The following is a 19,331-nucleotide window of genomic DNA, read 5'->3' on the forward strand; positions in this document are numbered from 1 at the left end:
TGCCAAAGGAAAACAAGAATGGACTTATCGAGCCTGCTGCTCTTCATCCCCGCCTGCTTCGCCCTGAACATGGCCCCGGGGCCGAACAACCTGCTGTCGCTGCACAACGCCAGCCGCTACGGGCTGCGCACCGCCTGTGTCGCCGGTGCCGGGCGCATCCTGGCGTTCAGTGGCATGATCGCGCTGGCGGCCATGGGCCTGGCGGTGGTGCTGCATACCAGTGAATACCTGTTTCTGGCCATCAAAGTGGTGGGCGCGGGTTACCTGTTCTACATTGCCTGGCAACTGTGGCGGGCACCGGTGGGCGTGGCTGCGAGCACCGGCGGTGAGCTGCGGGGCATGTGGCACCTGGCGCGGCAGGAATGCTTCGTAGCGGCCGGCAACCCGAAGGCGATCCTTATATTCACTGCGTTCCTGCCGCAGTTCGTAACCGTCGACAGCCGTATGCCGGTCAGTCAGCAGTTCCTCTGGCTGGGAGCACTGTTCCTGGTGCTGGAATGGGCAGCGATCGCCCTCTATGCAGGCCTTGGTGCCTACCTGCAGCGCTGGTTCAGCCAGCCAGGCCCGCGGCGCCTGTTCAACCGGGTCAGCGCCTCGCTGTTGGGTTGCGCTGGCCTCGGCCTACTCGTGGCGCGTCGCTAGGGTTCAACCCGGGTAGTAAGCTGTTCACTTTTGCCGGGACAGGGCACTAGAACGCCCAGCGTATGCCCAGGTTCACCCCGTTGGCTTCCTGCTGGCGGCTGTCGAGGTTGGCGGTGTACTGCACGCCACCGTGCACGCTCAGTGCATCGCTGACCTGCGCCACCACGCCGCTTTCCACTTGCACCGAGGTGTAGCGGTAGTCGGTCTTGATCTTGTCGGTGTCGTCGAAGGTCAGGGTGTCGCGGCCACCGTCGCCGTGCCACAGGTTGACCTGCGCGTAGGGCTGCAACAGGCGCCCGCTGCTGCCCTTGAAGGCACCCTCCAGGCGCACGCCCAGGCGGCCGGTCATTTCGACCTGGGCGTCATGGCTGATGCGCGAGACACTGTCACTGGCGCTGTCGAGCTTGACCTTCTGCGCAATCAACTGGGCTTGCGGTTCCACCGTCCAGCGGTCGGACAGGGCGATCGGGTAGCCGGCCTCCAGCGACGCCGTCCAGGCATGGCCATCGATGTTCAGCTTGTCACCCCGCTCGGAGCGGGCGCGCCCGTCCAGGCGGGTGTACTGCAGCACGGCATCCAGGTAGCCACCCTGCGGGCCGACCAGCGTCCAGTAGCCGCCCACGCTGTCGCCATCGAGTTGCAGGTCGCCGACGCTGCGGTCCTGCACGGCCAGGGCGAAGCCTTTGACGTCGGCGTCCAGGCGGCTGTGGCTGACATAAAAGCCCATGTGCTGGCGATAGCCACTGTCGTTGACTGTGGCGTACAGGTCCTGGCCAACCTTGAAACCGTACAGGTCCCCGTCCAGGCTTGGGCTGACCGTGCCGGTCCATTGCTGGCGCAGCGTGCCGCCATAGGCCTGGCCCCAACTGGCGGGCAAGCCACCTTCACCCTGAAGCAGCTGCTGGTCACCCTGGCGCTGGTGGAAGCTGCCCAACGCCTGGCGGGCGATGATCGCGGCGCCCCTTGGCGCTGCGGCATACACCGGCACTTCCGGGCGGTACAGGGGCAGGCTTTCGCCTTGCACCGGTGCCGGCAGGTCGACCTGGCCGGGGGCCGGTGCAGCCACCGGCGGGTTTACGGCAGGGGCAGGCGCAGGGGGCTCGCCGGGTTCCGGTTCGGCGACGACTGCGGGTGCTGCCACCAAGGTCGAGCGCAGGTACCAGCTGTTCTCGCTGCCTGCCGTTACCCCGCCCTTGAACAGCCGGTAGTCATAAGCGCCCGCCGAAAGCGTCTGGGTCTGGACGAAGGCCGACGCGGTACTGGTTGCGCCGTCACGTGCTTCCACCACTTGTATGCCGTTCTGCGTGGTGGCGGCGCCGGCGCCATCGAGGTTGTTGATGCTCAATCGGGTAGCGCCGCCAATGGCACCGCCGCTGACCACCAGCCGGTCGGACGCAGCACCGTCGCCGGCCAGCACACTGTTCAGGCGCAGGCTACCGTTGCTGCCGGTGTAGTCGCCCTCGATGGTCAGGCGGCCCTTGGCATCGTTACCTGCGCTCAGGTCGAGCGTACCTGCGTTGTTGACCGAGACGCGCTGGCCGGTGGTGAACGGGGTGATCGTGCCTTGGCGCGAGGTGAGGGTACTGCTGGCGTCGATGGCGATGCTGCCTGTGCCGCTGTTGCTGTCACCCAGCACCAGCGTGTCATCCAGTGCCAGTTGGCTGGCATTGTTGAGCGCCAGCTGTTCCCAGTTCACGTAGTGTGCACCGCCCATGGCCTGGCTGGCGTCGAAGGTCAGGCTGTCGTTGCCATCACCGCCGTCGAGGGTGATGTTCAGCACTTCGGGGCTCAGCCCTTTGAGCAGCGCCAGGTCATCACCTGGCCCGGCATCGACCCGCCCGCCAATGCGGCCGCCATCCCAGGTGAAGCGGTCATTGCCGGTGCTGAGCAGCACATCGCCGCCCACCTCGCCACCATGCACCAGTACCTGGTCATCACCCCCACTGACGCTGATGTTGCCGCCGATGCTGCCATTGAAGATCTCGACATAGTCCTTGTCGAAGGCGGTGATCACGTTCCGGTCTACAATACCGCCGCGCATGATGAAGGTGTTTTCGTCCAGGCGCATATTGACGTTGCCGATGCGGCCACCGTCCATTTCGGCGTAGTCGCCGCTGTCGAACGTGCCTTGGATCCAGCCCGCGATCATGTGGAAGGTGTCGAGGCCATCGCCTTGGTTGAGGTTGCCGGCGATAACCCCGCCGCTCATTACGAAATCGTCGATGCCTGCGCCTTGGTTGACGTTGCCACCGATGGTGCCGGAAGCCATGTCGATACTGTCCTTGCCAGCGCCGAACGTCACGTCGCCGGTGATCGTGCCACTGCCCGATGCTGGCAGTGCCAGGCGGTTGTCGCCGCTGGTATCCACCAGCGAGGGGGCGCTGCCACTGTCGCAGCTGTAACTGTCGTTACCGGCAGTGGGCGCGAAGGTGCACGCAGCATGTGCAGCGGGCAGGGCAATGCTCAATAACGGCAGTGAGCCAAGAGTCAGCAACAGGCGCAGACGCATCAGGGAAGCCTCCATTGACCAGGGGCCCTGCAGGTCACGCATGGCGTGCAGGGTTACCGCGGTTTTTATAGAGGTGTGCGTGCTGGGCACAACTGGCAAAAATGTCAGGTGGCACAGGGCCAGTGTGTTAGTCGCGGTAGAAGGTTTGCACCAGGTGATAGCCGAACTTGCTCTTGATCGGGCCGTGTACCACGCGCAGGGGCTTCTTGAAGATGACCTGGTCGATGGCGCCGACCATTTGCCCTGGGCGGACTTCACCCAGGTCGCCGCCCCGTTTGCCGGACGGGCAAGTCGAGAACTTTTTCGCCAGCACGTCGAACGCCTCGCCATTGGCGATACGCTGCTTGAGCTTTTCGGCTTCGTCAGCGGTCTTGACCAGAATATGGCGGGCTTGAGCTTTCATGGATTACCTGTGCTTCGGGGGGGCGAAAAGCGCGCATTATGCCTGATTGCTGCGCGTTTGTGGCCTTTCACCCAGGCCCGTGGGCGGTGCTCTCGCACCGCTGATAGCGCATCGGCCAGCAGCCGCTTCGGCGGCAAACACCGGCAAAAACCGGTGCCAACCACCGCAGGAGCCTGCGTCACTGGGCCAACCAGCCCCCGTCAACGTTCCAGGCGGCACCACGCACCTGGCTACCCGCTTCGCTGCACAGGAAAAGCACAAGCTCGCCCAGGTGCTGCGGGGTAACGAAGGCCAGCGAAGGTTGCTTTTCCGCCAGCAGGTCATGTTGCGCCTGCAGCGCATCCCCACCGTTGGCGGCACGGTCATCGATCTGTTGCTGCACCAGCGGGGTCAGCACCCAGCCCGGGCAAATGGCGTTGCAGGTGACAGGGCTGGTGGCGGTTTCCAGGCCCACGACCTTGGTCAGGCCCACCACGCCATGCTTGGCGGCCACGTACGCCGCTTTGCCGGTCGAACCGACCAGGCCATGCACGGAGGCAATGTTGATGATGCGCCCCCAATTGCGCGCGCGCATGCCCGGCAGCGCCAGGCGTGTGCCATGGAAGACCGCCGACAGGTTGAGCGCGATGATCTTGTCCCAGCTTTGCACCGGAAACCGTTCGACCGGGGCCACATGCTGGATACCAGCGTTGTTGACCAGGATGTCGACGCCGCCGAACTCGCGCTCGGCCGCGGCGAACAATGCCTCGATCTGGGCGACCTCAGCCAGGTCGGCCGGGTGATGGATGGCTTTTACCCCGTGCCGGGCAATTTCCGCCAGGGCGGGTGCCGGGTCGCCAAAGCCGTTGAGGACGATGTTGGCACCGGCCCGGGCCAGTACCTGGGCGATACCCAGGCCGATGCCGCTGGTCGAGCCGGTCACGAGTGCAGTCTTGCCGTTGAGGGTCATGCAGTGCTCCTTAGACAATGCCAGTGGCGTAGAACGTGGCAATTACCACGAACACTGCCAGGGTCTTGATCAGGGTAATACCGAAAATGTCCTTGTAGGCTTCCCGGTGGGTCAGGCCGGTGACTGCCAGCAGGGTGATCACCGCGCCGTTGTGCGGCAGGGTGTCCATGCCGCCGCTGGCCATGGCCGCTACCCGGTGCAGCACCTCGAGCGGAATGTTGGCGGCATGGGCGGCGGCGATGAAGGTGTCACCCATGGCGGCCAGCGCAATACTCATGCCGCCTGAGGCAGAGCCGGTGATGCCGGCCAACAGGGTGACGGTGATGGCTTCATTGACCAGGGGGTTGGGGATGCCGCGCAGGGCATCGGCCAGCACCAGGAAGCCTGGCAGCGAGGCGATCACTGCGCCAAAGCCATACTCCGAGGCCGTGTTCATGGCTGCCAGCAAGGCGCCGCCGACAGCACTTTTGGTGCCTTCGGCCAAACGGCTGCGGATGGCGCCGAAGGCACATGCCAGCACCATCAGGATGCCGACCAGCAATGCTGCCTGTACCGCCCAGATGGCGGTCAGCTTGGCCACGTCGCTGTTCACTGGGGCACTCATGCCGGGCAGTTGCAAGCTGTGGCTCGCGCCGTACCACTGCGGGATCCAGTGGGTGAACAGCAGGTTCATCACCCCCACCAGCATCAACGGGGATATCGCCAGCCAGGGGTTGGGCAACCTCAGGTCGGCAGCGGTTTCCGGTTCGTTGCGCAAGTCGGTGCCATACCCTTCACCGGCACGCTGGGCTTTGTTGCGCTGGCGCTGCAGGTAGGCCATGCCGGTGCAGAACACGAACAGTGTGCCGATCAGGCCCAGCCAGGGTGCGGCCCAGGCGGTGGTGTTGAAAAAGGTGCTGGGGATGATGTTCTGGATCTGCGGGGTACCGGGCAGGGCGTCCATGGTGAATGAAAACGCCCCCAAGGCAATGGTGGCCGGGATCAGCCGTTTGGGGATGTTGCTCTGGCGGAACATCTCGGCCGCAAACGGGTATACCGCAAACACCACCACGAACAGCGAGACGCCGCCGTAGGTCAGCAACGCACAGACCAGCACGATCACCAGCATGGCCTGGCGGGTGCCGAGCAGGCGGATGGCGGCGGCCACGATCGAGCGGGAAAAGCCGGACAGCTCGATCAGTTTGCCGAACACCGCACCCAGCAGGAACACCGGGAAGTACAGCTTGATGAAGCCCACCATTTTTTCCATGAAAACCCCGGTGAAGGCGGGGGCAACGGCGGACGGGTCAGTGAGCAGAACGGCGCCGAGGGCGGCGATAGGGGCGAACAGTATGACGCTGTAGCCGCGGTAGGCGGCCAGCATCAGCAGGGCCAGCGCGGCAAGGGCGATGAGCACGGTCATCGGGTGTCTCCTGGGTGAGTCTTGTTGTTATCGGTTTGCAGGAGAAAGCGGATATCGTGCCAATTTTTAACTTATTGATTTGCATAGAGTTTTTATTTCTTTCAGTGTTTCAGTCTCTGTTTTGAGATTTTGTTGCTCAAGCGCACGCACCTTCTCCTCCTAGATTGGCAAGCTGCCTGCCTGCACAACGGAGCTTGTACGGCTATCTCTAAAAAGAGACAAAAGTCTCTACTCAGAGACCAAGCGCCACCATTTTTTTGTACAAGGTCGAGCGCCCCAGCCCCAGCGCCTTTGCCGCCTGCGGCACGTTGCCCGCATGGTCCGCCAACGCCCCGGCGATCAGTGAGCGCTCGAATGCCTCGCACGCCTCGCGGTAGGTCTGGCGCACCGGTGCCGCCGACAGCGGACTCAACGGCCCCAACGCCGCACGCAAGTCTGCCACCCCCAGGCGCGGTTGATCGGCCAGCAAGGTCGCCCGCTCCAGCACGTTGCGCAGTTCACGGAAATTCCCCGGCCAGGCATGGCGTGCCAGCAGTTGCTGCGCCTCGGTTTCCAGCTCGTACTGGCTGCCCAGCTCTGCCAGCACGGCCTCGCATAACGCCGGCAGGTCCTCCAGCCGCTGCCGCAGCGGGGGTACTTCGATCGGTAACACGTTCAGCCGGTAGTACAGGTCGGCGCGGAATGCGCCGCGGGCCATGGCCGCCTGCAGGTCGATGGACGTGGCCGCAATGATGCGCACGTCGCTGCGCAGCATCTGGTTCGACCCCACCGGCTCGTATTCCTTTTCCTGCAGCACCCGCAGCAGCTTGCTTTGCAAGGCCAGCGGCATGTCGCCGATCTCATCGAGGAACAATGTGCCGCCTTCGGCCAGTTGCAACTTGCCGCTGCGGCCTTTGCGGTCCGCCCCGGTAAAGGCACCGGGCGCGGTGCCGAAGAACTCGGCCTCCAGCAGTGTTTCCGGGATGGCGGCGCTGTTGATGCTGACGAACGCCTTGTGTGCCCGGGCCGAGGCAGCGTGGATGGCGTGCGCCAGCAACTCCTTGCCCGTGCCCGTCTCGCCCAGCAACAGCACCGGCGAGTCACTGCCTGCACCGCGCCGCGCACGGCGCTTGGCTTCCAGGCTGGCAGCGCTGCTGCCAACGAACTGCGCAAAGCTGTACTTGGCCTGGCGGGCGCGCAGTTGCGAGCGGGTCGAGGCAAGCTCCTGCTGCATGCTCGAATAACGCTTGAGCAGCGGCGACAGGCTGCGCAACTGATCGAACAGGGCAAAACCGATGGCGCCGATCAGCGCGCCCTGGTCGTCGTGGATAGGCAGGCGCATGACCACCAACGGCTCGTTCGGCGTGTCCAGCATGTCCAGCAGGATAGGCCTGCCATTGCTCACCACCTCGCGCATCAGGCTACCGGGGATCACTGCTTCGCAGGGCTGGCCAATCGCACTGGCCGCGTCGGCCAGGCCAAAGCGCCGGGCGTAGCGTTCGTTCATCCAGGCGATACGCGCCTGGCGGTCGACGATCACCGTACCTTCGCTGGACTGTTCGATGATCTCGAACAACGAACGGATCGCCAGTTGCCGAACGTGGGGATAGTCCTTGAGGCTGTCGCTGTCGTGCATGGAAAAAGTCCTGAATACGTTGTTTGCCCGCGCCGGCACCTTGCCTGAAACGTCAGCCCTTCGGGTCAAACGCCTGCCGCAAGGCATCGCCGATGAACACCAGCAGCGACAAGATCAGCGCCAGGGCAAAGAACGCGGTAAAGCCCAGCCACGGTGCCTCCAGGTGTTGCTTGCCCTGGGTCACCAACTCCCCCAGCGAGGCGCTGCCCGCGGGCATGCCGAAACCGAGGAAGTCCAGCGCGGTCAGCGTGGTGATGGCCCCGGTGAGCATGAACGGCACGTAGGTCAGTGTGGCATTCAAGGCATTGGGCAAGATATGCCGCAGCATGACCTGGCTGTCTGGCAAACCCAGCGCCCGGGCTGCCTTGACGTATTCCAGGTTGCGCCCCCGCAGGAACTCGGCCCGCACCACGTCGACCAGGGTCAGCCATGAAAACAGCGCCATGATCCCCAGCAGCCACCAGAAATCCGGCTCGACGAACCCGCTGAGGATAATCAGCAGGTACAACACCGGCAGCCCGGACCATACCTCCAGCAGGCGCTGGCCGAACAGGTCGACCCAGCCCCCGTGGTAGCCCTGCAGGGCGCCTGCCGTCACCCCGATGACCACGCTGATCACGGTCAGGGCAAAGGCAAACAGCAAAGACACCCGCGTGCCATACAACACCCGGGCCAGCACATCTCGGCCCTGGTCATCGGTACCCAGCCAGTTGCTGCTGCTCGGTGGGCTGGGCGTTGGGACCTGCAAGTCGTAGTTCGGGGTGTCGGCGCTGAACGGGATCGGTGCGAACAGCATCCAGCCGCCCTGGTCCTCGATCAGCTTGCGCACGTAGGCGCTGCGGTAGTCGGGCTGGAACGGCAGCTGGCCGCCAAATTGCTGCTCGGTATAACGCTTGAGCGCCGGTACGTACAGTTCGCCCTGGTAGCCCAGCAGCAACGGCTTGTCGTTGGCCACCAGCTCGGCGCCCAGGCTCAGCGACAGCAGGGCGGCGAATACCCACAGCGAGACCCAGCCCAGGCGGTTGCGGCGAAAACGTTGCAGGCGCCGGCGCGCCACAGGCGACAGCATCAGTGCGCCCTCGTGTCGAAGTCGATGCGTGGGTCCAGCAAGGTGTAGGCCAGGTCGCCGATCAGGCGGATCAGCAGCCCTGCCAAGGTGAAGATGAATAACGTGCCGAAAACGATGGGGTAGTCGCGCGACACGGCGGCGTCGTAGCTCATGCGGCCCAGGCCATCCAGAGAAAAAATCACCTCGATCAGCAGCGAGCCGGCGAAGAATACGCTGATCAGTGCCTGTGGTAGCCCGGCCACCACCAGCAGCATGGCGTTGCGCAATACATGGCCGTAGAGCACCCGCCGCTCACTCAGGCCCTTGGCCCGGGCGGTGACCACGTACTGGCGCGAAATTTCGTCGAGGAAGGCATTTTTGGTCAGCAAGGTGAGGGTGGCGAACCCACCGATTACCAAGGCGCCGACGGGCAGTACCAGGTGCCAGAAGTAGTCGGCCACCTTGCCGAGCAGGCTCAGCTCGTCGAAGTTGTCGGAAACCAGACCGCGCACCGGAAACCAGTTCAGCGAAGTGCCGCCGGCAAACACCACGATCAGCAACAGGGCGAACAGGAACGAGGGCAGGGCGTAGCCGACCACGATCAGTGCGCTGCTCCAGGCATCGAAGTGGCTGCCGTGGCGCACCGCCTTGCGAATGCCCAGGGGTATGGACACCAGGTAGGTGATCAGCGTGGCCCAGAAGCCCAGCGACAGGGTGACCGGCAGTTTGTCGAGGATCAGGTCGGTGACCTTGGCACCACGGAAAAAACTGTTGCCGAAGTCCAGCCGGGCATACTGGCCCAGCATCAGCCAAAGGCGCTCGGGCGCAGACTTGTCGAAGCCGTACTGGCGCTTGATCTCTTCGATCAGCTTGGGGTCGAGCCCGCGGGTGGCGCGTGATTCACCGTGCACAACCTCCGAGCGCGCACCGGGGGTGCCACCGCCGATGCCTTGCAGGCGCGCCACGGCTTGTTCCACCGGGCCCCCTGGCGCGGCCTGTACGATGACGAAGTTGACCAGCAGGATCGCCAGCAATGTCGGAATGATCAGCAGCAGGCGGCGCAACAGGTAGCGGGTCATGGGGCGGCGTTCCGGCGTATGGCCATCTGTTCATTGGTCAGCGCCGTTGGGCTGATCTCCCACCAGGTGTCCAGGCCTTCATCGTAGGTGGCCTGAACCTTGGGCAAGCCGAAGCGGTTCCACCAGACGGTGGAGCTGCCTGGCGGGTAGTAGTTGGGGATCCAGTAGTAATTCCACTGCAGCACCCGGTCCAGGGCGTGAGCGTGGCGCAGCATGTCGGCCTCGCTGGCAGCGCGTACCAGGCCGTCGATCAGGTGGTCGACGGCCGGGTCCTGCAGGACCATCAGGTTGTTCGAACCGGGGTCGTGGGCAGCGGCCGAGCCGAAGTAGTTGTACAGCTCGGCACCGGGGGACAGCGTCACCGGGTAGCCGGTCACGACCATGTCGTAGTCACGGGCCATCAGCCGGTTGACGTACTGCGCCGAGTCGACGTTACGGATATTCAGGGTAACGCCGATCTGTGCCAGGTTGCGCTTCCAGGGCAACAGCAGGCGCTCCATGCCGGCCTGGCCGTTGAGGAAGGTGAACGTCAGGGGCTGACCTTCGCGGTTGACCAGGCGGTCGCCATCGGCATGCCAGCCGGCCTGCTGCAGCAGGGCCAGGGCTTGCAACTGCTGGGCGCGGATGATTCCCGAGCCGTCAGTGACCGGTGCCGTGAACACGTGGTCGAAGACTTCCTGCGGCACCTGGCCACGCAGCGGTTCGAGCAGTTTCAGCTCGCCGGCATCGGGTAGCTGGCGGGCGGCCAGCGGGGTATTGGAGAACACGCTCTGCTGGCGGATGTACAGGTTGCGCATCATCTGCCGGTTGCTCCACTCGAAGTCCCAGAGCATGCCCAGTGCCTGACGTACACGGCGGTCCTTGAACTGCGGCCGGTCCAGGTTGAACACGAAGCCCTGGGCTACCTGCGGTTTGGCTGGGCCTAGGTGGGCCCGTTGCAGGCGACCGTCGTCCAGTGTGGCGCCGTTGTAACCCAGGGTGTAGGCGGTTGCGGAGAACTCGCGGTTGTAATCGTAGCCCCCGCCCTTGAGCACCTGGCGCGCCACCTCGGTGTCGCCGAAGTACTCGATGCGCAGTTTGGCGAAATTGTAGCGGCCACGGCTGGCCGGCAGGTCACGGGCCCACCAGGTGGGGTCACGCTCGAAGGTGATGCTGCGGCCATTGTCGATCTGGCCGATGCGGTAGGGCCCACTGCCGACCGGTTTGTCGAAGCCGGCCCCGTTGGCGAAATCGCGTTGCTGCCAGTCGTGCTCGGGCAGCACGGGCAAACTGGCCAGGTCCAGCGCCAGGGTACGGCCGTGCCCGGGCTTGAAGTCGAAGCGGATGCTGCGCGGGCCTTCCACGGTCACCGCGCTGACGTCGGCGAACTGGGTGCGGTAGGTCAGGCTGCCTTTGCTCATCAGCAGGTCGTAGGTGAAGCGCACGTCTTCGGCGCGCACCGGCTTGCCGTCGGCAAAGGTCGCCCGTGGGTCGATATCGAAACGCAGCCAGGCGTCATCCGGGCCACGCTCCATGCGCCGGGCGATCAGCCCATAGACGGTGTAGGGTTCGTCGAATGAGCGCACGGCCAGGGGTGCGAACAACAGGCCATCGACCTGGCTGACACCAATGCCTTTGTCGATGTACGGCAGGATATGGTCGAACTGGCCAATCTCGATGGCCGAGCGGCGCAGCATGCCGCCCTTGGGGGCGCTGGGGTTCACATAGTCGAAATGCTGGAAACTGGCGCCGTAGCGGGGGGCTTCGCCGTACACCGTGAGGGCATGGGTGGGGGCGGCCAGGGTATCGAGGGCGAAACAAAGCAGCAACAGGCACCACAACCCCTGCAGAAGCGGGTTACCCCGCGAATACGCCCGAGCATGCAGCCTCGTTGCCTGAGCTGACGTATTCGCGTGTGAACCCGCTGCCACCGGGGGCATGAACAGCTGTTGGCTGCTTAGTCCTGACGGCTGGTGACTTCCAGCAGGTGGTAGCCGAACTGGGTCTTTACCGGGCCTTGCACGGTATTCACAGGTGCGCTGAACACCACGGTGTCGAATTCCTTGACCATCTGGCCTGGGCCGAACGAACCCAGGTCACCGCCCTGGCGGCTGGACGGGCAGGTGGAGTTGGCTTTGGCGATTTCAGCGAAATCGGCACCGGCTTCGATCTGGGCTTTCAGTTCGTTGCACTTGTCTTCGCTGGCAACGAGGATGTGACGGGCGGTTGCACGGGCCATGGGTACTGCTCCTTGGGGTAAAAAGTGCAAGCCTAGCGCACTTGTCCGGGGTATGTCTCGCCAGGCTTGCAACCATCGGCTCACAGTTGTTGTGCGGCTTCGCGCAACAGCGTTTCGGTCGAGGCCCAACCCAGGCAGCCGTCGGTGATCGATACGCCGTACTTCAGGGCGCCCTTGCCCAGCGCCTGGCAACCGTCGAACAGGTGGCCTTCGATCATCACGCCGACCAGCGAGCGGTCGCCGCTCAGGCGTTGCGCCAGCACCTCATTGAACACCGCAGGCTGGCGCGCTGGGTCCTTGCCGCTGTTGGCATGGCTGCAATCGACCATGATCCGTGGCTGCAAGCCAGCCTTGGCCAGCGCCTGGCGGGCGAGGGCAATGCTAGGGGCATCGTAGTTGGGCCCTTTGTGGCCGCCGCGCAGTACCAGATGGGTGTCGGGGTTGCCCAGGGTTTCGATGATCGCCGGGTGGCCTTGCGCGTCCAGGCCGAAGTGGCGGTGCGGGTGTGCAGCGCTGCGCATGGCGTCGCTGGCTACGGCAATACCACCGTCGGTGCCGTTCTTGAAGCCCACTGGCAGCGCCAGGCCACTGACCATTTCGCGGTGGATCTGCGATTCGGTGGTACGCGCGCCTACCGCAGCCCAGGCCAGCAGGTCGTCGAAGTAGCCCGCGGCCAGCGGTTGCAGCAACTCGGTGGCGATGGGCAGGCCGCGCTCGATCATGCTCAGCATCAGCCCGCGAGACAGGGCGATGCCGGCATGCATGTCGTCGCTGCCATCCAGGTGCGGGTCATACGCCAGGCCTTTCCAGCCCACCGTGGTACGCGGTTTTTCGACGTAGGCGCGCATCACCAACAGCAGCTTGTCGTCGACGTCGCGGCTGAGGGCGGCCAGGCGGTCGGCGTATTCCAGCGCGGCGCGCGGGTCGTGGATCGAGCACGGGCCGACGATCACCAGCAGGCGCTGATCGTGGCCTTCGAGGATGTTGCGTATAGCCTGGCGGTGGGCATGTACTTGCTGGGCCAGGTCTGTGGCGAGCGGCATTTGCTGCTTGAGCAGGTGCGCACTGGGGAGGCGTTTGCTGACTGCGGTGTTGGCCGCTTGCGGCTGGGTCAGGGGCAGGGCGAGGCTGGAGGCGTGCATGGCATTTTTCCCTGGGCGGACGGCGGGGGCTGGCCCGCGCGGTCGGCCCTATCGAGGTGTTCGACAGATCGTTGAATTACTGTTGGCTGCTGCATTGCCACCTGTGCAAGACCGATCGGAGGCGGCTGGCTGGCCCGAGCGGGATTGGCTAAATCGCCAGGTGTAGGTGTCGGCGTAGTAATAGGTGGCGTAGTTCATGAAGCGGTCCTCAATGTGAATCAATGGTTTTTTCAAAGGCCTGAAACGCAAAACCCCCGGTCGGGGAGCCGACCGGGGGTTTGAGTATTCTCATTTTCGGCGGCCCCTCGAAGGTGGGCGCCGTGCAGGTATCGGCGCCTAGTGGCTAAACCAATACCCGAAGTAATAGCTTGCTGGAGCTACGCAGCCGGCAACGGCCAGCACAGGGCGCGGTTGGCGACCGGTGTGGTTGGCGAGGTGGCGGATGTGTGTTGGCATGTTGCGCTCCAGTGAATGAGCCCGAGCTTACTGCAGTTCGGCTGGGCCATTCAATGGATAAATACTATGTGTTCAATCATTTATTTGTGTACTGAATGGTTAAACGGCCCTGTCAACGGCTGTCCTGATCTTCAGCGGTGCCACCGCTGGCGCCGGCACCCGAGCCAGTAGCCTCGCCGGTGCTGTTGGAGCCGCCCGTGGCGCCATCGGCGGCGTCCGTGCTGCTGCCGGTGTCGCTGCTGTCATTGCTCTTGCCGCTGCCAGGGGTGTTGACGCTGCTGCCCTCACCGGCAGTCTTGCCGCCAGACTGGTCGGTTTGTGGGTGGCTGTCGGTGTTGGTGGCCGTGGCGGCGAAGCTGGTCCCAGCGAGTGGGGTCAGCGCCAGTGCCAGGCACAGGGAGAGCGGGCGAATGCGGATCATGGGATATCTCCATCGTGCGGATGATCTGTCATTCGTTTGGCCTGGTGAGCCGGGCTGGGTGCCGTTCGGGCGACGAGCGGTAAGCGCAACAAGCGATGGGGGCCGCTGCGCCGGGCCGGCGATCAGCGAGGTTGCGCGTATTCCTGCAGCAGCTCGGGGCTGTTGAAGTTGCTCAAGCGGCGATCGTCTGCGCTGAACTCAAGTGCTTGCACCTTGGCGCGCAACAGGGCCTTCTGCAAGCTCCGCTCACCCTCGGCCCAGGCTTGCTCCAGCACCGGCAACAACTGGCGCGGCAACACGCTGAACATCGGCTGCCAGTAGCCGCCCTGGTGCGCCATCGCGGCACTGTCATTGGCCGCAGCAACCCGCAGCAGGTCTTCGATCAGTGCGCGGTCGACCAGCGGCGCATCGCAGGCCAGCACCACCACCCATGCATGCCGCGCCACCTTGAGCCCGGCAATCACCCCCGCCAGCGGCCCGGGGAAGTCGTTGTCGGCATCGCCCACCAACTGGTCGGCATACACCCGGTAGGCCTGCTGGTTGCGGTTGCAGGAAATCACCAGGTCGTCGGTCAGGGGCCGCAGCACGCGATGGATTGCGGCCACCAGTGGCTCGCCCTGCCAGCTGATCAAGCCCTTGTCCCGGCCGCCCATACGTTGCCCGCGGCCTCCCGCGAGGATCAGGGCAGAGCAGGTGAGCAATTGTTCAGTCATTGGCTAAAGTCCGAGGCAGGCACGAAGGCAACCCTCACACGCACGACAGCGGTTGTCCAGCGGACGTGAACGCGGGGCCAGGGCACTGACATTTTTGCCAGTTGTGCCCGCCGCTGCTTCTCCCTTGAATAGGGCTGCAGCCCTGCCATGGCAATGAGGGCAAGCCAGATTCCCAGGAGAAGGCAATTGAACAAAGCGCAACTTATTGAACAGGTAGCAGCGCGCGCCGAACTCAGCCAGGCGATGGCCAAAAAGGCAGTCGATGCCTTCATCGACGGGATCAAGGCATCGCTGAGCACACACACGCCTGTCGCTTTGGTGGGTTTCGGCAGGTTCGAGACTGCCCGAAGGCCAGCGCGGGTCGGCAGGGACCCGCGGTCTGGCAAACCGTTGAAGATTCCGGCGGCGATGACGGTCAAGTTTCGAGCTGGCAAGGCCCCCAAGGACGCCGTCAGATTCAGCGGGGAGGCCGACGCCAAGACCAAACCCCGCAAGTGAACGCAGAGGGTCCCTGGGGACCCTCATTCAGGGGCTGTCGTGCAGCGCCTCGCCGGCCGTTGTGGTTTTGCGCGTGCCAGCCAGCCGCATCACGCTGACGAAGAACACCGGCACGAATACCACCGCCAACGTTGCGCTCAGCATGCCGCCGATAACCCCGGTGCCGATCGCCTGTTGGCTGGCCGAGCTGGCACCGCTGGCGATCGCCAAGGGCACCACGCCGAGGATGAACGCCAGCGATGTCATCACGATCGGCCGCAGGCGCAGGCGGGCGGCCTGTACGGCGGCATCGGCGGCGTCCACGCCCTGGTCGACCAGGTGCTTGGCGAACTCGATGATCAGAATGGCGTTCTTCGCCGACAGGCCGATCAAGGTGATCAGGCCGACCTTGAAGAACACGTCGTTGGGCATGCCCCGCAGGGTTACCGCCAGGACCGCACCCAGCACGCCGAGTGGCACCACCAGCAGCACTGCGGTAGGTATCGACCAGCTCTCGTACAGCGCAGCCAGGCACAGGAACACCACCAGCAGCGACAGCGCCATCAACATCGGCGCCTGGCTGCCGGACAGGCGTTCTTGCAGCGACAGGCCGGTCCATTCCAGGCCGGCACCGGCGGGCAGTTGCGCCACCAGGCGCTCGATTTCGGCCATGGCTTCGCCCGAGCTGTAGCCGGGGGCCGGTTCGCCGGAAATCGACACCGCCGGGTAGCCGTTATAACGCGTCAGTTGCACCGGGCCGCTGACCCATTTGGCCTGGACGAACGCGGCCAACGGCACCATCTTGCCGCTGCTGTTGCGCACATGCATGTTCAGCAGGTCTTGCACCTGGCTGCGCTGGTCGCCTTCGGCCTGCACCACCACGCGCTGCATGCGGCCCTGGTTCGGGAAGTCGTTGACGTAGCTGGAGCCCACTGCCACGTCGAGCACCGAGCCGATATCGGCAAACGTCACGCCCAGGGCATTGGCCTGGCGGCGGTCGATCTCCAGCTGCACCTGCGGGCTTTCCGCCAGCGAGGCTTCGCGCACGTTGCTCAGTACCTTGCTCTTGCCGGCCTGCTCGAGCAGCTGGTCACGCGCCGCCATCAGCGCGCGGTGGCCCATGCCACCCCGGTCCTGCAGGCGGAACTCGAAGCCGGTCGACTCGCCAAGCCCGTCGATGGGCGGCGGCAGCATGGCGTAGGCCACCGCATCCTTGAGTTGCGTGAAGGCCTGGTTGGCGCGCTCGGCAATCGCCTGGGCAGTGTGTTCGGCACCTCGCTCGGACCAGTCCTTGAGGGTAGTGAAGGCCAGCGCAGCGTTCTGCCCGCTGCCCGAGAAGCTGAAACCCAGGATCAGTGTGGTGTTGCCGACCCCCGGTTCTTCACTGTTGTGCGCCTCGATCTGGGCGGCCACCTGTTCGGTGCGCATGCGGCTGGCGCCCGGCGGCAGCTGGATGTCCGTAATGGTGTAGCCCTGGTCTTCGGTGGGCAGGAACGCCGTGGGCAGCTGGCTCAAGCCATAGCCCAATACCCCCAGCAGCAGCGCATACAGCAACAGGTAGCGCCCGCTGCGTTGCAGCGCTTGCATGACCCAGCGCTGGTAGCCATCGCTCATGCCCTCGAAACGGCGGTTGAACCAGCCGAAGAAACCCTTGCGTGCATGCTGTTCGCCCTTGGCCACAGGCTTGAGCAGCGTGGCGCACAGTGCCGGGGTCAGGCTGAGGGCGAGGAATGCCGAGAACAGGATCGATACCGCCATGGCGACCGAAAACTGTTGGTAGATCACACCCACCGACCCTTGCATGAAGGCCATGGGCAGGAATACCGCCACCAGTACCAGGGTGATGCCGATGATCGCGCCGCTGATCTGGCTCATGGCCTTGCGCGTGGCTTGCCGGGGCGGCAAGCCTTCTTCGGCCATGATGCGTTCGACGTTTTCCACCACCACGATGGCGTCATCGACCAGGATGCCGATGGCCAGCACCATGCCGAACAGGGTCAGCACGTTGATCGAGAAGCCCAGCGCCAGCATCACGGCGAAGGTGCCCATCAGTGCCACCGGTACCACCAGGGTCGGGATCAGCGTGTAGCGCAGGTTCTGCAGGAACAGGTACATCACCGCGAACACCAGCAGCATGGCTTCGAACAGGGTACTGATGACCTGCTCGATCGACACCTTGACGAACGGCGAGGTGTCGTAGGGGATGTCGTACCTGACCCCCTCGGGGAAGTAGCGCGCCAGGTCCTGCAGTTTCGCCCGTACCAGGGTGGCGGTCTGCATGGCATTGGCGCCCGGTGCCAGCTGCACGCTGAAGGCCGTGGCCGGCTTGCCGTTCAAGCGGGTGCCGTACTGGTATTCCTGTGCGCCGACTTCCACCCTGGCGACATCGCCAAGGGTGACCACGGAGCCGTCGGGGTTGGCGCGCAGCACAATGGCGGCGAACGCATCCGGCGTGCTCAGCTGGCCTTTGACCACCACGTTGGCGGTGATTTCCTGAGTGCTGCGGCTGGGCAGGTCGCCAATGCTGCCAGGGGCTACCTGGGCGTTCTGGCCGGCGATGGCGTCGGCCACGTCGTTGGGCGTGAGGTTGAAACCGACCAGTTTGCGCGGGTCTATCCAGATGCGCATGGCCCGTTCCGAGCCATACAGCTGGGCCTTGCCGACGCCTTTGAGGCGGCGTATTTCATCCATCACGTTACGCGCCAGAATGTCCGACAGGGCGGTTTCGTCGAGTTTGCCGTCTGTGGAGGTGAGGGTGGCCAGCAGCAGAAAGCCGGTGGACACCTTCTCGACCTGCAGGCCCTGCTGGGTGACCGGCCGCGGCAGGCGGGACTCGACCACCTTCAGGCGGTTCTGCACGTCGACCTGGGCCAGGTCCGGGTGGGTGCCCGGGGCGAAGGTGGCGGTAATGGTGGCGCTGCCCAGGCTGCTCTGGGATTCGAAGTACAGCAGGTTGTCGGCGCCGTTGAGTTCCTGTTCGATCAGGCTGACCACGCTTTCGTCCATGGTGGCTGCCGAGGCGCCGGGGTATACGGCGTAGATCTCGACCTGCGGCGGTGCCACGTTGGGGTATTGGGCCACCGGCAGTTGCGGGATGGCCAGCGCGCCGGCCAGCAGGATGAACAGCGCGACCACCCACGCGAATACCGGGCGGTCGATGAAGAATTGCGGCATGGGTCAGGCCCTCACTGGCCGTTGTGCTGTGCGATGGGCGGCGTTTGTGGGCTGGGGTCGACCTGCACCTGGTCGCCGGCCTTGACGTGCTGCAGGCCCTCGATGACCACGCGCTCACCAGCGGCCAGGCCGGCGCTGACGATCCAGCGGTCGCCCTGGGTATTGCCCAGCACCACCTCGCGCTCGCTCACCCGCGCCTGCGGGTCGACCACCAGTACCTTGGGCACCCCGGCGCTGTCACGCAGGATGGCGCGCTGCGGCACACTCAGGCCATGGGGTTGCACGGCCTGCTCGAGGCGCACGCGCACGTAGCTGCCGGGCAACAGGTCCAGGTCCGGGTTGGGGAACTCGCTGCGCAGGGTGATCTGGTTGGTGCTGGGGTCGACGCTGATGTCGGAGAACAGCAATTTGCCCGGCAGTGGGTAGGCGCTGCCGTCGTCCTGGATCAGCGTCGCCCGGGCCTGACCGTCGCCCACCTGCTGCAGCTCGCCCGCGCGCAAGGCGCGGCGCAGGGCATTGAGCTCGCGGGTGGATTGGGTGACATCGGCGTGGATCGGGTCCAGTTGCTGAATGGTCGCCAGCGGGGTGCTCTCGTTTTGCCCGACCAGCGCGCCTTCTGTGACCTGGGCACGGCCAATGCGCCCGGAGATGGGCGCGGTGACCGTAGCATAGCCGAGGTTGAGGCGTGCGCGCGCCAGTGCCGCCTTGGCTTCGGCTACGGCGGCATCGGCCTGCAGCAGGCTGGCCTTGGCATTGTCGTATTCCTGGCGGCTGACCGCCTTGTCGTCGACCAGCTGGCGGTAGCGCTGCTCTTGCAGGCGGGCCTGGTAGCGGGTGGCTTCGGCCTTGGCCAAGGTTGCGCGGGCACTGTCGTGGTCGGCTTTGAACGGCGCCGGGTCGATCAGGAACAGCACATCGCCTTGCTTGACGTCACTGCCTTCGCGGTACACCCGCTTGAGCACCACGCCGGCGACCCGCGCGCGCACTTCTGCGGTACGCGGGGCCAGGATGCGGCCACTGAGTTCGCTGCTGATGGCCAAGGGCTGCAGTTGCAGGGTTTCCACCCGTACTTGCGGGGTGGGC

General features: G+C 64.8%; 16 protein-coding genes. 2 read left to right on the top strand and 14 right to left on the bottom strand.

Going from position 1 to position 19,331, the window contains the following annotated elements; translation table 11 throughout:
• Positions 1 to 18: 18 nt before the first annotated feature.
• Positions 19 to 642: a LysE family translocator gene (locus APH30_RS09550; protein WP_054912365.1), complete on the top strand. Its 624-nt coding sequence runs from the start codon at positions 19 to 21 to the stop codon at positions 640 to 642.
• 46 nt (positions 643 to 688) lie between these two features.
• On the opposite strand, the gene APH30_RS09555 is transcribed toward APH30_RS09550, so the two are convergent.
• From APH30_RS09555 to mobA, 12 genes are all read right to left on the bottom strand, one after another.
• Positions 689 to 3,166: an autotransporter outer membrane beta-barrel domain-containing protein gene (locus APH30_RS09555; protein WP_054912366.1), complete on the bottom strand. Its 2,478-nt coding sequence runs from the start codon at positions 3,164 to 3,166 to the stop codon at positions 689 to 691.
• Between the two features lie 112 nt (positions 3,167 to 3,278).
• Positions 3,279 to 3,554 (bottom strand): peptidylprolyl isomerase, encoded by a 276-nt coding sequence (locus APH30_RS09560; protein WP_009686637.1) that lies wholly within the window; start codon positions 3,552 to 3,554, stop codon positions 3,279 to 3,281.
• Positions 3,555 to 3,732: 178 nt separating this feature from the next.
• On the bottom strand, positions 3,733 to 4,503 hold the full coding sequence (hbdH, locus tag APH30_RS09565; protein WP_009686638.1) for a 3-hydroxybutyrate dehydrogenase: 771 nt from the start codon (positions 4,501 to 4,503) through the stop codon (positions 3,733 to 3,735).
• Positions 4,504 to 4,513: 10 nt separating this feature from the next.
• On the bottom strand, positions 4,514 to 5,905 hold the full coding sequence (locus APH30_RS09570) for a GntP family permease (protein ID WP_009686639.1): 1,392 nt from the start codon (positions 5,903 to 5,905) through the stop codon (positions 4,514 to 4,516).
• A 232-nt stretch (positions 5,906 to 6,137) separates the two neighbouring features.
• Positions 6,138 to 7,520 (bottom strand): sigma-54-dependent Fis family transcriptional regulator, encoded by a 1,383-nt coding sequence (locus tag APH30_RS09575; RefSeq protein ID WP_054912367.1) that lies wholly within the window; start codon positions 7,518 to 7,520, stop codon positions 6,138 to 6,140.
• Positions 7,521 to 7,572: 52 nt separating this feature from the next.
• Positions 7,573 to 8,589, bottom strand: coding sequence for an ABC transporter permease (locus APH30_RS09580; protein WP_009686642.1), 1,017 nt, complete (start codon positions 8,587 to 8,589; stop codon positions 7,573 to 7,575).
• Positions 8,589 to 9,647: a microcin C ABC transporter permease YejB gene (locus tag APH30_RS09585; protein ID WP_054912368.1), complete on the bottom strand. Its 1,059-nt coding sequence runs from the start codon at positions 9,645 to 9,647 to the stop codon at positions 8,589 to 8,591. Before APH30_RS09585 ends, APH30_RS09580 begins: the two co-directional genes overlap by 1 nt.
• Positions 9,644 to 11,572 carry an extracellular solute-binding protein gene (locus APH30_RS09590; protein ID WP_371262817.1) on the bottom strand — a complete coding sequence of 643 codons (1,929 nt, stop codon included), beginning with the start codon at positions 11,570 to 11,572 and terminating at the stop codon, positions 9,644 to 9,646. The genes APH30_RS09585 and APH30_RS09590 overlap by 4 nt, the downstream gene beginning before the upstream one ends.
• A gap of 11 nt (positions 11,573 to 11,583) precedes the next feature.
• Positions 11,584 to 11,865, bottom strand: coding sequence for a peptidylprolyl isomerase (locus tag APH30_RS09595; protein WP_009686645.1), 282 nt, complete (start codon positions 11,863 to 11,865; stop codon positions 11,584 to 11,586).
• 80 nt (positions 11,866 to 11,945) lie between these two features.
• Complete coding sequence (locus APH30_RS09600) at positions 11,946 to 13,007, bottom strand: 3-deoxy-7-phosphoheptulonate synthase (RefSeq protein WP_009686646.1); 1,062 nt, start codon at positions 13,005 to 13,007, stop codon at positions 11,946 to 11,948.
• Positions 13,008 to 13,575: 568 nt separating this feature from the next.
• Positions 13,576 to 13,884 (bottom strand): hypothetical protein, encoded by a 309-nt coding sequence (locus APH30_RS09605; RefSeq protein WP_029884859.1) that lies wholly within the window; start codon positions 13,882 to 13,884, stop codon positions 13,576 to 13,578.
• A 122-nt stretch (positions 13,885 to 14,006) separates the two neighbouring features.
• On the bottom strand, positions 14,007 to 14,597 hold the full coding sequence (mobA, locus tag APH30_RS09610) for a molybdenum cofactor guanylyltransferase MobA (protein WP_054912370.1): 591 nt from the start codon (positions 14,595 to 14,597) through the stop codon (positions 14,007 to 14,009).
• Between the two features lie 186 nt (positions 14,598 to 14,783).
• On the opposite strand from mobA, the gene APH30_RS09615 reads away from it, so the two are divergent.
• Positions 14,784 to 15,095 carry an HU family DNA-binding protein gene (locus tag APH30_RS09615; protein ID WP_054912371.1) on the top strand — a complete coding sequence of 104 codons (312 nt, stop codon included), beginning with the start codon at positions 14,784 to 14,786 and terminating at the stop codon, positions 15,093 to 15,095.
• A 27-nt stretch (positions 15,096 to 15,122) separates the two neighbouring features.
• Here the strand turns inward: APH30_RS09615 and APH30_RS09620 are convergent, their stop codons facing one another.
• Both APH30_RS09620 and APH30_RS09625 read right to left on the bottom strand, forming a co-directional pair.
• On the bottom strand, positions 15,123 to 18,248 hold the full coding sequence (locus tag APH30_RS09620) for an efflux RND transporter permease subunit (RefSeq protein WP_054912372.1): 3,126 nt from the start codon (positions 18,246 to 18,248) through the stop codon (positions 15,123 to 15,125).
• An 11-nt stretch (positions 18,249 to 18,259) separates the two neighbouring features.
• The coding region (locus APH30_RS09625) for an efflux RND transporter periplasmic adaptor subunit (protein WP_054912375.1) at positions 18,260 to 19,331 on the bottom strand (1,072 nt) is incomplete at its 5' end.

The sequence above is a fragment of the Pseudomonas sp. NBRC 111127 genome (genome assembly GCF_001320345.1).
Taxonomy (GTDB): domain Bacteria; phylum Pseudomonadota; class Gammaproteobacteria; order Pseudomonadales; family Pseudomonadaceae; genus Aquipseudomonas; species Aquipseudomonas juntendi.

Coding starts and splice junctions, on each gene's coding strand:
- mobA (WP_054912370.1), bottom strand. CDS start 14,597: ATGACTGAACAATTGCTCACCTGCTCTGCCCTGATCCTCGCGGGAGGC.
- hbdH (WP_009686638.1), bottom strand. CDS start 4,503: ATGACCCTCAACGGCAAGACTGCACTCGTGACCGGCTCGACCAGCGGC.
- APH30_RS09575 (WP_054912367.1), bottom strand. CDS start 7,520: ATGCACGACAGCGACAGCCTCAAGGACTATCCCCACGTTCGGCAACTG.
- APH30_RS09595 (WP_009686645.1), bottom strand. CDS start 11,865: ATGGCCCGTGCAACCGCCCGTCACATCCTCGTTGCCAGCGAAGACAAG.
- APH30_RS09580 (WP_009686642.1), bottom strand. CDS start 8,589: ATGCTGTCGCCTGTGGCGCGCCGGCGCCTGCAACGTTTTCGCCGCAAC.
- APH30_RS09555 (WP_054912366.1), bottom strand. CDS start 3,166: ATGGAGGCTTCCCTGATGCGTCTGCGCCTGTTGCTGACTCTTGGCTCA.
- APH30_RS09570 (WP_009686639.1), bottom strand. CDS start 5,905: ATGACCGTGCTCATCGCCCTTGCCGCGCTGGCCCTGCTGATGCTGGCC.
- APH30_RS09605 (WP_029884859.1), bottom strand. CDS start 13,884: ATGATCCGCATTCGCCCGCTCTCCCTGTGCCTGGCACTGGCGCTGACC.
- APH30_RS09600 (WP_009686646.1), bottom strand. CDS start 13,007: ATGCACGCCTCCAGCCTCGCCCTGCCCCTGACCCAGCCGCAAGCGGCC.
- APH30_RS09550 (WP_054912365.1), top strand. CDS start 19: ATGGACTTATCGAGCCTGCTGCTCTTCATCCCCGCCTGCTTCGCCCTG.
- APH30_RS09620 (WP_054912372.1), bottom strand. CDS start 18,248: ATGCCGCAATTCTTCATCGACCGCCCGGTATTCGCGTGGGTGGTCGCG.
- APH30_RS09585 (WP_054912368.1), bottom strand. CDS start 9,647: ATGACCCGCTACCTGTTGCGCCGCCTGCTGCTGATCATTCCGACATTG.
- APH30_RS09560 (WP_009686637.1), bottom strand. CDS start 3,554: ATGAAAGCTCAAGCCCGCCATATTCTGGTCAAGACCGCTGACGAAGCC.